The 15,956-nt window shown below is 41.1% G+C and carries 15 protein-coding genes; 13 read left to right on the forward strand and 2 right to left on the reverse strand.

From position 1 onward, the window contains the following. Positions 1-23 precede the first annotated feature (23 nt). The 12 genes from NPUN_RS02160 (at position 24) to NPUN_RS41490 (ending at position 10,472) form a co-directional block, all read left to right on the forward strand. Positions 24-3,644, forward strand: a complete 3,621-nt coding sequence (locus NPUN_RS02160) for a HEAT repeat domain-containing protein (RefSeq protein WP_012407227.1) — start codon at positions 24-26, stop codon at positions 3,642-3,644. A gap of 138 nt (positions 3,645-3,782) precedes the next feature. Further along, positions 3,783-4,037, forward strand: coding sequence for a hypothetical protein (locus tag NPUN_RS02165; RefSeq protein ID WP_012407228.1), 255 nt, complete (start codon positions 3,783-3,785; stop codon positions 4,035-4,037). 9 nt (positions 4,038-4,046) lie between these two features. Further along, a complete protein-coding gene (locus tag NPUN_RS02170; RefSeq protein ID WP_012407229.1) occupies positions 4,047-4,487 on the forward strand; it encodes an HNH endonuclease in 441 nt (146 codons plus the stop codon). A 90-nt stretch (positions 4,488-4,577) separates the two neighbouring features. Continuing rightward, on the forward strand, positions 4,578-5,054 hold the full coding sequence (locus NPUN_RS02175; protein ID WP_012407230.1) for a hypothetical protein: 477 nt from the start codon (positions 4,578-4,580) through the stop codon (positions 5,052-5,054). A 903-nt stretch (positions 5,055-5,957) separates the two neighbouring features. Continuing rightward, positions 5,958-6,698 (forward strand): serine O-acetyltransferase, encoded by a 741-nt coding sequence (cysE, locus tag NPUN_RS02190; RefSeq protein WP_012407232.1) that lies wholly within the window; start codon positions 5,958-5,960, stop codon positions 6,696-6,698. A gap of 66 nt (positions 6,699-6,764) precedes the next feature. After that, positions 6,765-6,995: an Asr1405/Asl0597 family protein gene (locus tag NPUN_RS02195; protein ID WP_012407233.1), complete on the forward strand. Its 231-nt coding sequence runs from the start codon at positions 6,765-6,767 to the stop codon at positions 6,993-6,995. Between the two features lie 285 nt (positions 6,996-7,280). After that, positions 7,281-7,478: a DUF2949 domain-containing protein gene (locus tag NPUN_RS02200; RefSeq protein ID WP_041565135.1), complete on the forward strand. Its 198-nt coding sequence runs from the start codon at positions 7,281-7,283 to the stop codon at positions 7,476-7,478. Between the two features lie 371 nt (positions 7,479-7,849). Next, positions 7,850-8,983 carry a homocitrate synthase gene (nifV, locus tag NPUN_RS02205; protein WP_012407235.1) on the forward strand — a complete coding sequence of 378 codons (1,134 nt, stop codon included), beginning with the start codon at positions 7,850-7,852 and terminating at the stop codon, positions 8,981-8,983. After that, positions 8,970-9,257: a nitrogen fixation protein NifZ gene (locus tag NPUN_RS02210; protein WP_012407236.1), complete on the forward strand. Its 288-nt coding sequence runs from the start codon at positions 8,970-8,972 to the stop codon at positions 9,255-9,257. Before nifV ends, NPUN_RS02210 begins: the two co-directional genes overlap by 14 nt. Further along, on the forward strand, positions 9,232-9,435 hold the full coding sequence (gene nifT, locus NPUN_RS02215; RefSeq protein WP_012407237.1) for a putative nitrogen fixation protein NifT: 204 nt from the start codon (positions 9,232-9,234) through the stop codon (positions 9,433-9,435). The genes NPUN_RS02210 and nifT overlap by 26 nt, the downstream gene beginning before the upstream one ends. 114 nt (positions 9,436-9,549) lie before the next feature. Then, positions 9,550-10,092: a (2Fe-2S) ferredoxin domain-containing protein gene (locus NPUN_RS02220; protein WP_012407238.1), complete on the forward strand. Its 543-nt coding sequence runs from the start codon at positions 9,550-9,552 to the stop codon at positions 10,090-10,092. Positions 10,093-10,238: 146 nt separating this feature from the next. Then, entirely contained in the window at positions 10,239-10,472 is a 234-nt protein-coding gene (locus tag NPUN_RS41490; protein ID WP_041565136.1) for a hypothetical protein, read from the forward strand. Positions 10,473-10,759: 287 nt separating this feature from the next. Here the strand turns inward: NPUN_RS41490 and NPUN_RS02230 are convergent, their stop codons facing one another. Together NPUN_RS02230 and NPUN_RS02235 are read right to left on the reverse strand one after the other, a co-directional pair. Continuing rightward, on the reverse strand, positions 10,760-11,689 hold the full coding sequence (locus tag NPUN_RS02230) for a PEP-CTERM sorting domain-containing protein (RefSeq protein ID WP_012407239.1): 930 nt from the start codon (positions 11,687-11,689) through the stop codon (positions 10,760-10,762). A 525-nt stretch (positions 11,690-12,214) separates the two neighbouring features. Beyond that, positions 12,215-13,597, reverse strand: a complete 1,383-nt coding sequence (locus NPUN_RS02235; RefSeq protein WP_012407240.1) for a lysophospholipid acyltransferase family protein — start codon at positions 13,595-13,597, stop codon at positions 12,215-12,217. 263 nt (positions 13,598-13,860) lie between these two features. Here NPUN_RS02235 and NPUN_RS02240 point away from each other — a divergent pair, with 263 nt between their 5' ends. Next, positions 13,861-15,675 (forward strand): proline--tRNA ligase, encoded by a 1,815-nt coding sequence (locus NPUN_RS02240; RefSeq protein WP_012407241.1) that lies wholly within the window; start codon positions 13,861-13,863, stop codon positions 15,673-15,675. The last annotated feature ends 281 nt before the right edge of the window (positions 15,676-15,956 follow it).

The raw sequence follows: 15,956 nt of genomic DNA on the forward strand, positions 1-15,956 counted from the left end.
AAATCTCAACAGAAGCGAGTATTATGCTGGACTGGTTAGCTATTTGGGGTGTAACTCAGGCCGCCGGGTTGATTTTTAAACCCATTCTGGAAGACTTAGCCAAGGATGCTGCTAAAGATTGGGCTAAAGATTTATTAAAAGGCATCCCTGGCAAGATTGTGCAGAAACTTAAGAAGGAAGACATAGAAATTGCTGCTGGTAAAGCCTTAAAGGAATTTTTGCAACTCATGCAGCAGCAGTTAAAGGTTCGTTGCAAACTTGCTGAAACTGAGATTAAAGAGTACACCACAGACATCCAGAAATTTATCAGCGATAAGTCAGTTGCAGAACTTCTTGGTAAGGCTTTTGATATTAATTGTGAATCTCTAGATGCTAAAACGCTAGAAGATAGTTGGAACAGGCTGCAATTAAAACCTCTGCCATCTAAGTTTAACTGGCAATCAATTACAGAACAGTATTTTACACAAGTCCAAGAACTTCTTTTAGATTCAAAAGAATTACACCATATCCTAGAATTACAAAAATTATCTGATATTGAAATAAATACCAAAGAAATTGCTGGCGTTATTGTAGATTTTAATTTAGTTAAATATCAAGAAGGAATCCGCGAACGTTATGGCAATCTCAAGTTAGATAGCTTAGATACTAGCGGCTATGCCTATAACGAACTGAAGTTATGGCGGATTTTTACTGCTCAAAATGTCCGGGAAACTCATCAAGTTTTACCACAAGTTCACGAACTGCCTAAAGAACATCTGAGACGACTGCGAGAAAGTGAGCAAGTAGAAGCTGTTGAATTAGAAGAATTAGAACGCCACAAACGGGTTTATTTTGAACAGCCGATCCGTTCAGTTTTAGATGTTGTCAATAAAAAACAAGATTATAAATATATTGTCATTTTGGGCGATCCTGGTTCCGGGAAGTCTACATTGTTGCAATTTCTGGCTTTGAATTGGGCTGAGTCACCACTGGATAATGTTATATCTTTACCAATTCCCTTGCTAATTGAATTACGCACTTATATGCGGCGACGAGAAGATAAAGAGTGCAATAATTTTCTAGAATTCTTTCATCAATGTAGTGGTGCTGTTCATCATCTCAATCAGCTTGAAGTAGATAAACAATTAAAAGCTGGTAATGCCTTAGTGATGTTTGATGGTTTGGATGAGGTATTTGAGCCTGGTAAGCGAGAGGATGTAATTACTGATATTCATCGCTTTACTAATGACTATCCTGATGTGCAGGTAATTGTCACTTCTCGGATTATTGGCTATAAACCGCAACGATTGCTTAATGCTGAGTTTCGCCACTTTATCTTACAAGATTTAGACTCAGAACAAATTCAGGATTTTATCAACCGTTGGCATGAGTTAACTTTTACCGATGCAGTAGATAAAGTGAGAAAACAGGAACGGCTACAAAGAGGAATTGAAGCTTCCAAATCTATTGCAGAATTAGCGGGAAATCCTCTGCTGTTGACGATGATGGCAATTCTGAATCGGAATCAAGAGCTACCAAGAGATAGAGCTACACTTTACGATCAAGCATCACGGGTATTGCTACATCAATGGGATGTGGAACGCGTTTTGATTGAAGATAAGAGGTTAGATCCCAAAACGATTGATTATAAGGATAAGCAAGCGATGCTGCGTCAGGTTGCTTATCTTATGCAAACTGGTGATAAAGGTTTGGCTGGGAATTTGATTAATGAAAATGATTTAGTCAAAGTTCTGACTGATTATCTCAAAACCATAGAATTTGATAAACCCAGAGAAGTTGCGAAGGTGATGATTAATCAGCTGCGGACTCGTAACTTTATGTTATGTTTCCTGGGTGCGGATTATTATGCTTTTGTGCATCGGACATTTTTAGAATATTTCTGTGCTTGGGAGTTTGTCTGGCAGTTTAAAGAAACGCAAACGCTGACTATTGAGGAACTTAAGAATGAAGTTTTTGGCAAACACTGGCAAGATGAAAGTTGGCATGAAGTCTTGCTGCTAATTACGGGAATGATTGAGGCTAAATTTGTTGGTGAAATTCTTGATTATTTAATAGTGCAAGATGGCGAAGAGGAGAAGTTTGTTAATCTGTTTTTAGCGGCTAAGTGTCTTGTAGAGGTGAGAAACCGCGCGGCGATCGCGTCAATAGCTATTCAATTACTTAACCAGTTAAAGGACTTAACTAAATATGATCTCTGGTACTATTACGACCCCCGGCTGTATGGAGCAGAAACGGAGCTAGTTCAGGAAATTCGCACTCAAGCAGTCACAGCAATTGCAACGACCTGGCAAGAATCTCTCAATACCAAAACCTGGCTCAAAGAACGCGCTACCCAGGATGATGACAACGATGTGCGACGTGCAGCAGTCGAAGAATTAGCGAATCACTTCAAAGATGACCCCGACACCAAATCCTGGCTCAAAGAACGCGCTACCCAGGATGATGACAACGATGTGCGACGTGCAGCAGTCGAAGAATTAGCGAATCACTTCAAAGATGACCCCGACACCAAATCCATCCTCAAAGAACGCGCTACCCAAGATGATCACGAAAATGTGCGAAGTGCAGCAGTCGAAGGATTAGCAGAGAATTTCAAAGATGACCCCGACACCAAATCCATCCTCAAAGAACACGCTATCCAAGATGATCACGAAGATGTGCGATGTGCAGCAGTCGAAGGATTAGCGAAGAATTTCAAAGATGACCCCGACACCAAACCTATCCTCAAAGAACACGCTACCCAAGATGATCACGAAAATGTGCGAAGTGCAGCAGTCGAAGGATTAGCAGAGAATTTCAAAGATGACCCCGACACCAAATCCATCCTCAAAGAACGCGCTATCCAGGATGATGACTGGTATGTGCGAAGTGCAGCAATCCGAGAATTAGCGAAGAACTTCAAAGATGACCCCGACACCAAAGCTTGGCTCAAACAAATTGCTAACCACGATGATGACAGACTTGTGCGAGGTGCAGCAGTCGACGAATTAGCGAAGAACTTCAAAGATGACCCCGGCACCAAAGCTTGGCTTAAACAATGCGCTACCCAAGATGATGACTCGGTTGTGCGAAGTGCAGCAATCCGAGAATTAGTGAAGAACTTTAAAGACTCCGACACCAAAATCTGGCTCAAACAACTTGCTAACTACGATGATGACTCAGTTGTGCGAAGTGCAGCAATCCGAGAATTAGCGAAGAATTTTAAAGATGACCCCGACACCAAAACCTGGCTTAAACAATGCGCTACCCAAGATGATAACTACTTGGTGCGAAGTACAGCAGCCCACGAACTAGCGAAGAACTTCAAAGATGACCCCGAAACCAAATCCATCCTCAAAGAACTTGCTACCAAGGATGATGACAACGATGTGCGAGGTGCAGCAGTCCAGGAATTAGCGAAGAACTTCAAAGATGACGCTGATTTATTTGACATCTACTACCAGTGCGCTGTTAATGACCCCTTTAAGGGTAGCCATGAGTCCTATATATCCAACCCTCGGCGCATTGCACTAGAGATAATTATCAAGCAATATCCTCAGCATCCCCAGACTTTACCACTGTTGCGCGATCGCGCAGAGAATGACCCAGATGAGCAAGTGCGGGAATTTGCTCAGAAGAAGTTGGCACAATTAAGCAATAATTGACGAGAATATTCTTGTAGAGATGGCGATTTATCGCATCTAACGTGCCAGTTTTTCAGACGCGATAAATCGCGTCTCTACATGAGGGCTTTCTGGTTATCCCATCTAAATCAGTAAAATTAAATAAAAATAGGTAATCTCATGACTACATCTATAAATACAGCCAAAGTCTACGACGAAATTATAGAGTTTATTGCTGCTGGAACCACTCCTCAAAGTGTTATCGATTTCAAACTCTCGGATGCAGCCAAAGACCGTTTAGAGGATTTGGTTTACCGCGCAAAAACTGAAGGTCTTACAGGAAGTGACCAGCGAGAGTTAGATCATTTCCTCACGCTAGAGCATATTATGAGGTTGGCAAAAGCAAAAGCTCATCAGTATATTAACCCTAAGTAAGTATTCAAAATGCCTCGTCTATATATTAATGCAGAACTGCGGCGTTTAGTTGCCGAGCGCGCCGCCCATCTATGCGAGTATTGTTTATATCCAGAATTAGACGGCTTAGGTTTTCAAGTTGACCATATAATCAGTGTGAAACACGGCGGCGCTACAACAGCAGATAATCTCTGCTATGCCTGTATTTTCTGTAACCTGCAAAAAGGGACGGATTTAGGCTCAATTAATTGGCAAACTGGCGAACTTGTGCGGTTTTTTAACCCACGCAGAGACTTTTGGGGCGATCATTTTCGACTAGATGAGGCTGTGATTCAGCATCAAACAGATATCGGTGAAGTTACCGCACGTATCCTAGATTTTAACAGCGATGAAAGGATTGTAGAACGACAAGCTTTGATTGCATCTGGTCAGTATCCCTCAGCATCAGCGCTAAAACAGATAAATAAATAGGTTATGATGTGCGATCGCATCCATCAATGGGAATTCTATACTTAGCAACTATTGCTACTTCACCATTAGAACTCCCAAGGTAAATATATAATGGCTTATCAGAATATTGCAGCCACCCTTTCGCCACAAGATATCCAAGAAATTAAAGCCGCGCTACAGACAGTCCAAAAAAAGATGCCCTTTCTGATTACTCTCAGCACTGAAGAACGGCGGAAGTTAGTAAAAATGGGCGATAAAAGCCTAGCTTTTGTGAATAATAGCATTACTGCTGCTCAGTCTAACCGCGAAATTCTTCCAGCCACTTTTGATGTTGAGGAACTGGTTCAAGATTATCAATTAGCGGCTGCGCTTACCGAACTTTTAACTTCAATGCAGCAACTCACCGAACAGGTAGATGATACCCTAATGGCTGTCGGTAGTGAAGCGATGACTAGCAGTTTGACTGTTTATGATTACGTGAAGACTGCATCAAAAAAGACTCCAGGCTTAAAAACTGTCGCTGAACAGTTGGGAGAACGTTTTAAAGCTATCAAAGGTAGACCAACTAAAGCCGCGTCCGGTTCTTGAGGCTTTGATACTCATTAATGAGTCTTTGAACCCCATTAATGAACCTTTGAACTCCATTAATGAGCCTCTGAACTCCATTAATGAGGCTTTGATACTCATTAATGAGTCTTTGAACCCCATTAATGAACCTTTGAACTCTATTAATGAGTCTCTGAACTCCATTAATGAGGCTTTGATACTCATTAATGAGTCTCTGAACTCCATTAATGAGGCTTTGAACTCCATTAACGAATTTTTAGATACCTCATTCCCAGTCTATGGCTGGGAATGACTATTGGTAGGCTCCGCCTTCCAAATTTGCAGCAGAGCCGCAATGAAGCAGATTTTCAGGTTCTACCTAAAAATAAGATTTAAATCTGGAAACGAGATTTATAAAATTTTGGCGATCGCTATTCTCGTACATCTATATAATAAGAAAACAGTCGCTACGAGCTATAACTATATTTTGAAACGTATATCTGCATACAGACAGCAAATCCTAAAAGAAAATAAAGAAACCTGTCTTTCGCTCAACTCAATAATAGGATACTAATAGTAGTAGCATATACAAAAAATCAATTTCTAGCTTCATGTAAATCATATTTGAGTGCATCTGAGTACAACTTAATATATTGCAAAATATCTTGACGAAATCTTAGCAAAGGCTTACGGGTAAAGTTTCTTGTAGCGTGAACAGAAATTCTTAACCCCTGCCCCAAAAATACTAGTACCCCCATCGTTAAATACTAGCGCCCCTAACCCCAGACGAATTTTAACTTTATGTTAAGTCGGGGTTTCGGCGTTTGAGTACAACCTTAATCAATCCAATAAATCCAATCAGCATTGGGTTTTCTATCGAGTTGGAAGTCACCTGATATAAGCATAAAAATAGCAGATGAATCTTTTACCAGATAGACATTACCGATGCAACAGTCTTTAGACAGTATTAGCGATCCCCCCAGTACCAAAACGCAGGATTCTGCACATAAATCCATGCTGAAAAATTTACTCTCTGGCGTTTTTTTTGAGCCATTATTGAGTGATTTTCGCATTATCTTTGAGCGCGATCCCGCAGCACGTAATTGGTTAGAGGTGGTGTTTTGCTATCCCGGATTGCACGCACTCTGTTTGCATCGTCTTGCTCACTGGTTACATGGTCGAGGAGTGGGTTTTATCCCTCGTTTCATTTCCCATTTGGGGAGATTTTTGACGGGAATTGAAATTCACCCAGGTGCAGAGATTGGCCAGGGCGTGTTTATCGACCACGGAATGGGTGTTGTCATTGGCGAAACTGCGATCGTGGGCGACTACACACTGATTTACCAGGGCGTTACCCTTGGCGGAACTGGTAAAGAAACTGGTAAGCGTCATCCCACAGTGGGCAAAAATGCAGTGATCGGGGCGGGTGCGAAAGTTTTAGGTAATCTGCAAATTGGCGATCGCGTCCGCATTGGTGCAGGTTCGATTGTCTTGCGGAATATACCCAACGATTGCACAGTTGTGGGAATTCCCGGTCGAATTATTTCCCGAAATGAAAACGCCAGCCTTTCTCCTTTAGAACATGGAAAGCTACCCGATATGGAAGCAACCGTGATTCGTTCTTTGCTCTCGCGCGTTGAGCAACTCGAAAAACAACTGCAAACTCTAGGCGTTAAGAGTCATTAGTCATTAGTCATTGGTCATTAGCAAAGGACAAAGGACAAAGGACAACTGACAAAGGACAAAGGACAAATGACAAATCACGTTTTGCAGATTCCTCTGAGCGATCGCTGGCGAATCTATCACCGATTGCAAGAGTTAAAAATAAATAGCTCTTGTCCCCCCGATGGTTCTTTACGAGTGCAAGTGAACAATTTGCTAGAAGTAATTCTAATTCGCAGTACAGTTATGCAATTTCTCGCTTCTCGCCAGGAATTATTAGAGTGGCTAGAGCGTTGCTGGTATTACAGCGATGAATCATGAATCTTCTAATTAATCTTGAATTCATGACGCAATCACTGAACTTTATCCTTTTTGTTCATGGATGCACAAAGCTCAAATAGCTTTAGAGTTTGAAGCTACTGTATGCTTGCAGAATTTATTGCAGACTGAGATGGATTAGATAAGGTTTAGATTTTTTTCCTTATGCTAAATCTGAAATTCTCCTGACATATAGCAACAATTAAAAATTCGGAATTCCCAAATAAAAATTGGAATTTCTGATTTTTAAGTTTTTCCCAAATTAAGAAATTGAAAGTTCAATCATTTATGGCGACTCGGAACAGAGATATAAAACTCCTCAATTATTTGCACAACGAACTTGAACTTTCAAATGCCGATATTGCTGTAGCTCTGCGACACCGTGAATTAGAAAATGGGCCACTACCGATGCTTCTCTGGCAGTATGGTTTAGTTGATTTGGAGCAGCTAGGAAAAATATTTGATTGGCTAGCCGAACACAGTTAGTGAATTTGTACCTTGTAGCTCCCAGTCCCATTACCTGCCTAAAGTACACACCAATGCTCTAGAAAATCTGAGGTTACTAAGATGATTACATCCTTAATTGCTGGATTCTGTGTTTTACTTTGTTCAGGATTTGCTAATAGTTATATTAGTTCATTGCTACTCGAACCAAACTCAACTGACATCGGTAAAAACGATTAGTAAATTATACATTGTTTTAGTTCCCTGTCATACAGATGTGATGCTGCTAATAAGTCAATAATTAAGGATCATGTATCCTACATTATGAATTGTGATATTTTTAGCATTTGCCATCGCTGGGGATTGTAGAGAGAAAGGATATTAAGAATACTTCCAAGAGAGGGATATTTGCAATGAATCAAATCATAATTAATGACACTACACTACGTGATGGCGAACAGGCAGCAGGTGTTGCTTTTACCCTACAAGAAAAAGTAGCGATCGCTAAGTTTCTCGATTCTATTGGTATTCCCGAATTAGAAGTCGGTATACCAGCAATGGGTGACGAAGAAACCCGTGCGATCGCCGCAATTTCTGACTTGGGTTTACAAGCAAAACTCCTGGGCTGGAACCGCGCTGTCATCTCAGATATTAAGGCTTCTATCGCTTGCGGTCTGAACCGGGTGCATATTGCCATTCCCGTCTCTGGTATCCAAATCGCCGCCAAATTCCACGGTCAATGGCGAGTAAGTTTGCAAAAACTCAAAGACTGTATTAGCTTCGCCGTCGATCAAGGTCTTTGGGTAGCAGTCGGCGGAGAAGATTCTTCCAGGGCTGACGAAAACTTCCTTTTAGATGTAGCGCTTTATGCTCAAGAATGGGGTGCATCCCGGTTCCGCTTCTGCGACACCGTAGGAGTTCTCGACCCTTTCACCACCTACACCAAGGTTAAACGGCTGGTTTCAGCTTTGATGATTCCTCTAGAAATCCACACCCACAACGATTTTGGTCTGGCAACAGCCAACGCCCTTGCGGGTATCAAAGCTGGAGCCTTATCAGTGAATACCACAGTTAACGGATTAGGCGAAAGAGCGGGAAACGCAGCTTTAGAAGAAGTTGTCATGGCAATCAAACGCATCTATGGCGTTGATTTGGGCATTGACACACCCGGTTTGCTGGAACTATCTCAACTAGTTGCAGCCGCATCAGGAGCTAGCGTACCACCTTGGAAAGCGATCGTTGGCGAAAATACCTTTGCTCACGAATCTGGCATCCATGCTCACGGGGTATTGCAAAATCCCATTACCTACGAACCATTTGCTCCCGAAGAGGTGGGTTGGGAACGGCGTCTAGTATTAGGTAAACATTCTGGACGGCATTTGGTTTCAAACTTGCTAGAACAACATGGAATTTTCTTGAACTCCCAAGAAACCCAATCTGTTTTAGATGCAGTGCGCCATCAATCGGTACAGAAAAAACGCAGCCTGACGACAGAAGAACTATTGAATTTGGTCAGAGAACAGAGGTACTCTCATGCAACGCGATGAATTAGAGCTAAACTTGCCACCTGCTTTTGAAATTGGTGAAAAAGTCAGAGTTCGGAAACTGCTCAAGAACGATGGTACTTTTCCTGGTAAAGAAGTTGGGCAAGTTTTAGTGAACAAAGGAGATATCGGCTACATAGCCAGTATAGGAACATATTTGCAGACTTCCTATATTTATGCTGTGCATTTTTTGGAAACAGGATTCGTCGTCGGCTGTAAGAAAAAAGAACTAGAATCTGTTGAGGAATCTCATGAAAGTAATGCTACGCATGAATGATGCCGGTACTTTAGTAGTCTACGTTGCTAAAAAAGACCTTGAAGAAGAAGTAGTCAAACAAACCGATGGGAATGATGGCAAGATTCTCACCTTAGCAAATGGTTGGGAATTAGAATTTCGTAATTTGCCAGACACAGCAAATTTACCTCAAACAGTAGAAGCTAAACGCCTCGCATAAAGAGGCAGGGGGCTGGGGATTGGGGACTGGGGAATAAATCTTTTCCCAATCCCCAATCCCCAATTCCTAATTCCCAATTCCCAATTCCCAATTCCCAATAACTTTTTATCAATCATGGGTGATAAGTATTTGACGTTATCAGAATTGAACCTTGAGGGACAGTTACTAGGTTTTGTTGGTGGTGAACCAGGAAAATATAAATACTTGCAATTGGCAGTTCCATCTGGAAATGTAGAAATTAAACTGCCTAAAGAATTGCGCCGTTCTCTAAGTTTATCTTTGGTTCCCGGCCAGCACATTCGCATTTGTGGTCATAGTAAGGTAGATTCGCGCACAAGTAAAATAAAAATTAAAGCCTATCGGGTGACACCAATTGATGGGTGTCCAAAGCAAGATTTACCACCTCAAATCAAAGCAAGGATTATGGTATGTCAAAAGGGCGGTTGCCTGAAACGTGGTGGTAAAGGGTTATTATCAGATTTAGAAAAAACTTTGTGCGATCGCGGTTTGTTAGACAAAGTTACCATTGAACATACCAGTTGCCAAAAATGCTGTAACAGCGCTCCCAACTGTGTTTTACACCTTGGTAAAAAGAAATACAAGAATATTCATCCTGATGCGATCGCATCTTTGCTAGAAAGTCACTTAACAGAGTAATAATCTTCTCTAGCTATTCTTAAAATAATACATAACTTTGTAGGGGTAAAAATTTTACCTCTATTTGTTGTAAGTATTGTTTCCATAAATCAAATCAGAGTCCTATATTTTAATTAATTGGCTAAAACATCATTCACTCATTAGTGATGATAATTATTCCAGTATCAAGATTTCAACTCAACAACAAGTCAGGACATACGGAGGATAGTAGATTTGATATTGTAGTTGAAATTTCAACTGGTTTACGCACAGATGTAATATTTATTGGATCAAAAATTGGCGCTAAGGATGGAAGTGATGCTTTAAAACAATATGCTGAAATTTTGAGTAATCTACCAAGATCTTGCAGAATAACTAGTGGTTCGTCTACTTGTGTTTGACAAATTTTATAAGCGTTACCGAGATTATTTGGAGAATAGCCTGATTAGTTTTTGTATTTGGTAACTATCTTAAAAAAAATGCCCTTGCTAGAAACTAAGGGCATTGAAGTTTACCTATTTAATGTTTAATGAGTAAATCTATATAGATTGGGATACTTTTCGCTTAATACTTATTCAAAAACTCATGATTCCAGCCATTATTTTTTCTGACAAAAAGTAGCCTTTTATTTTGTCTATAATCACTGAAAATAAATCAAGCCGTATTGCGAATAGTCCCCACACAATTTCTATGCTAATTTCTTGCGTCGCTTGCTACCAGCCAAAGCCAGACCGACGATTCCTAAACCAGCGAGACTAGCAGGCTCAGGAGTCGATTGGACAACACCAGATTTCTTGAATTCAAATGCAATAGTTTGTGTGCCATTAAATTTGCTGGCATCATAACCAGTGGTTAACAACTGCTGCGTTACATTACCCTGTGCTAGGAACGAGATTCCACTCAGATATTTTCCAGAGTCGATGACATTAAGATTAAATGTATTGTCCTTGCCATTATTAGTAAAATAACTACTGGTCAAATCACCATAACCGACAATACCACCACCTTGTTTTACCTGACTTTCGTAAGAATTCCCTCCTCCTGCTAAACCACCATATGTAGCAACAGTATAGCCCTCTTTGATATTAGTAACTGTCTTTGCCTGAACACCACTATAAACACCTAGTTGTTGTACTCCTGAAGCATTCGCTGAAGCGAAATGAATACCAAACAAATCCCCACTGCTCATAGCATTGTCAAAGGTCTTACCGGCCATATTGAAGAATAAATCACCATATCCAATCTGACCGCCGACAGCACCCTGTTCAGCCTCTCCTGTTAACTTCATATTGCCATTGATTGCCACAATGATGCTGGTAGCAGTTTCTTTGATAGCCATACCAGAGATATCGTAGGGATTTACTTTCCCTGGGGCAGCACCAACCCAGTAGTTCCCGTTCATCCCATCTTTGTTTGAATCAAATGCATACTGCCAGCTATTAGCATCGGTAGAGTTTTGACCCATGAGAAGACCAGTAGTGTCATTCATACACTCCAAAGATATGCTAAATGCTGTTCCCTTTAAGTCGGAGGCATACGCTCCTTGACCAGCCACAAAAAAGATTCCAAAAGTGGTAATGCCAACTTTGAGTAAATTGAATAAGCTTTGAGTTTTCATTATTTATAACTTGATTGATTTAGAGAATCACAATTTACTGGACTTCTTTATTTGTAATTTGAATTACAAGAACAGAGAAGCGTGATTCTTCTGAAAATATAATTTGGATAACTTAACGGTAATTTTATAAAACTTAAATAAAAAATGACATATTTAGTAAGAATTGCTTTTATCTAACGTAATTGTATTAAATGTGAAATAGTAACAAAGCTAGGTAGGCCTAGTAGCCTACGATTCCTGCACCCATTGAATTAGATAGCTTGAAAAAGCTTTTGGGTTTGTGTAAGCTTAATAAACCATATCCTGCCAGCATCTCCGTACAGGACACCTAAACCCGCGATCGCTAGAAGTGTTTTGTCTGCATCGATCTACTTTAGAAAGTAATATCCGATTCGGATGAACAATTGGGCATTGACATTGCACCTTGCTAGTTAAGGGAGTCAAAAGCCAGGTGTCGAAATCAATAAGCCTCCTGACGACTGACACCTTTATTCTGGTTCTTAGCTAAAGATGCAACCCTTCTAATCAAATCAATCCTTCTAACGCGTGTTGCAAATCATTAGTTACATCAGCAACAGCTTGTCTAGCACCCAAACGATTTTCCTTATACGCCGGGTAATGCTCAGAAATAGATATAGGTTCACCCACAGTAATTTTAACTTTTTGCTTACCCAATTGTGGACGCTGTACACCTTTATCGCCTTTTATTTTAGCAATCATTTGCCATAAAATTAAAGTTGTTTCAGCAAACCTTTCTACTGTGGGATTTTCCCTAATATAATTACCAGAAACTGCCACAAAACTTTCTACTAAACGCATGTGCCACATACGTGCATTCGCTTCTTCAGCAACGCGATCGCCTAAAGCTCTTTCAACCGCAGATACTCCTTTTACATCCTTAAATTCTTCTCTAAATATATAATTCCAACCCGCTTGTTCTACTCGCCGGCAACGGTCGCTCAAACTACCTTTTGACTGCAAATTAAAATACTGTTCTGAGATTAACAGCGCTGCATTTAATAAAGCTTGTAGACGAACAGCTAACGCTTCATTTCTATCTGGAATTTGCCCGTTGACAATCTTGGAATCTGGCAGTTTCTGATGATAAAACCGGGTGTAAAATTCCTCCATGAGCAAAAGTAAATGTTCTGCCAAAGCCAACAACCGGGGATAAAGCGACTCTATAGAAGCATTTTCTGCTGAATTCACAGGTAAACCACTAGCCGCTTCCAATTCACTTAAAAGATTTGCGATCGCATCCCAAGGAGCATCAACGTAACTATATTTAATCCCAACTGGTACAATTAGAACCTGTTCCGGGCGTTCAGCTTTGTGCAAGTCTTCAGCACACCAAAAGCCTAATTGGGCGATACCAGGTTCTAAGGGGCTGATATTCTCTGATAAACCATTGGTTGCACCCTCTGGCGCAGCCGCCATCGGGAATTTACCATTGGCGAACAAGTCACGCGCCGAACGTAACCCTGTCCAGTCAGCCTTACCTCGCTGAATCGGAGTCCCCCCTAAACGAGAAGCAATCCAGCCAACGTAGGAACCTGCCCAGAGAGGAATGCCGCGATCGTAGATAAAATGAGCGTGAATCGGAAGTTGTAGTGTTGTACCTTGCGATCGCGCTATCTTTGGTACAAGTTGAGATAACAAGTAAGCCAAACAAAACGGATCGTCTGTTTTCGGATGGCGAAATGCCAGCATAAAACGGATCTTACCCTCCTGAAACTGGCGATAGAGATCCACCAGCACCTCTACGTTGTCTGCTTCAATTTGGGTAATAGGTGTTTGCCAGTTTATCCAACTGGGTAGCAACAGATGGACAAATCGTAGAAATAAGGGGTTAAACGCCGGAGGAATAAATTCTAAGGGTGGCTGTGCTTGATAAATTACATCTGCCAAGGTAGTTTTCTCCTAAAGGGACTGGGGACTGGGGAGTAGGGACTGGGGATTGGGAACTAGTATTTTTTACTCAGCACTTTTTCAAGTAAATCTCCATATACTTCTTACATAAAGAAGGATGAAAATCTTTCTTGTTTAGCCCTTAGCCCCTAACCTGTAGATAAAAATGAAAAATAAATAACGCTGTGTACTTTGTACTTCATCCTTAATACCTCATACTTTAGTTGACATAGAAATTAGCGATCAAAGAAAGGCTATAAACGATGCGACTGTCACAAATGTTATTCGTTACACTCCGGGACGATCCAGCTGATGCTGAGATTCCCAGTCATAAATTATTACTCCGTGCAGGCTACATTCGTCGCATCGGTAGTGGTCTTTATGCTTATTTGCCGTTAATGTGGCGGGTATTGCAAAAAGTTTCCCAGATTGTGCGGGAAGAAATGAACGCTACAGGCGCACAAGAATGTCTCCTACCACAATTACAACCTGCTGATTTATGGAAGGAATCAGGACGCTGGGACACTTACACCAAAGCTGAGGGGATTATGTTTTCCCTAATTGACCGCCGTGAGCAACAATTAGGATTAGGCCCAACTCATGAAGAAGTAATCACAGCGATCGCTCGTGATATGATTCGCTCTTATCGCCAGTTACCCCTACACCTCTACCAAATTCAAACTAAATTCCGCGATGAAATTCGTCCCCGCTTTGGTTTGATGCGCGGACGCGAGTTCATCATGAAGGACGGCTACTCCTTCCATACCGATGAAGCCAGCCTCAAAGAAACTTACCAGGATATGTATAAAGCCTACAGCAATATTCTGCGACGTTCTGGTTTAGCTTTTCGGGCAGTGGAAGCCGATTCTGGTGCAATTGGTGGTTCTGGTTCCACAGAATTTATGATTTTGGCGGAAGCTGGTGAAGATGAAGTTCTCTACACTGAGGATGGTAAATACGCCGCTAACGTAGAAAAGGCTGTTTCTTTACCAATTGATGCCGAAACCTCACGGTTTACAACCTACGAGAAACGCGATACACCTGGAACAGAAACGATTGAAAAGGTGTGTCAACTCCTCAACTGTTCTCCTACTCAATTGGTGAAAAATGTCCTTTATCAGACAGTTTATGATAATGGCAAAACAGTGTTAGTTTTGGTAAGCATTCGAGGCGATCAGGAAGTTAATGAGGTCAAATTGCAAAATGAACTGACTAAATTAGCTTCTGAATATGGCGCTAAAACTATTATTAGTTTGAATGTACCAAATGTAGAAGCCCAGCAAGCATGGACAACTAAATCTCTGCCTTTAGGCTACATTGCGCCAGATATCGCAGATGAGTATATTGCTGCTAATAAACAGATCCATTCCAAGTTTTTGCGCTTGGTGGATCAAACAGCAGTTGATTTAAAAAACTTTGTTACAGGCGCAAATGAAGCTGGTTATCACGTAGTTAGTGCTAATTGGGATGAGCAATTTAAGTTACCAGAGCGAGTAGTAGATATTCGTAAGTCAAGACCAGGCGATCGTGCCATCCATAACCCAGAACAAACCTTACAAAGCGCCCGTGGAATCGAAGCCGGTCATATTTTCCAATTAGGCACTAAATATTCCCAAGCAATGGGAGCAACTTATACCAATGAACAGGGTGAAGAAAAGCCACTATTGATGGGTTGTTTTGGTGTGGGCGTGTCACGATTAGCGCAAGCTGCCGTAGAGCAATCTTACGATAATGATGGGATTATTTGGCCAGTTGCGATCGCACCCTACCACGCGATTGTGACGATTCCTAACATTAAGGATGCTCAACAAGTCGAAGTCGCCCAAAAACTCTACACAGAACTCAATCAAGCAGGAATTGAAACCCTACTAGATGACCGCGATGAACGGGCGGGAGTGAAATTTAAAGATGCTGACTTGATTGGGATACCTTATAGAATTGTAACCGGACGAGCGATCGCTAATGGCAAAGTCGAAGTTGTAGAAAGAGCCACCCGTAAATCTCAAGAAATAGTCATTGATGAAGTTACCACTACACTCCAACAATGGATTACCGCCGCAATTGATGTAAAAAATTAAACACTAAAACTTCCGCAGAGGAATAAATACTTTACTTTGTGTTCCTCTGCGTTTTCCAGCCTGCGGCAAGCCGCAAAAACATCTACTACTGAATTGTAAATTTAATCATCTCCAAAAAGAATGAAATTTACATAATTTGGTAGGTGACGGATTAGAAATATAAATTCTAAAATTGATAAAGGGACTTGCGGAATTAAAAATAATCGCCTTTTGAGGCATAAAGTCTCCTCCAGGTTTCGGGAAACTCTCTACTTGTAAGTATCGTCTTTAACCAGGCTGCT

This window comes from Nostoc punctiforme PCC 73102 (assembly GCF_000020025.1).
GTDB lineage: Bacteria > Cyanobacteriota > Cyanobacteriia > Cyanobacteriales > Nostocaceae > Nostoc > Nostoc punctiforme.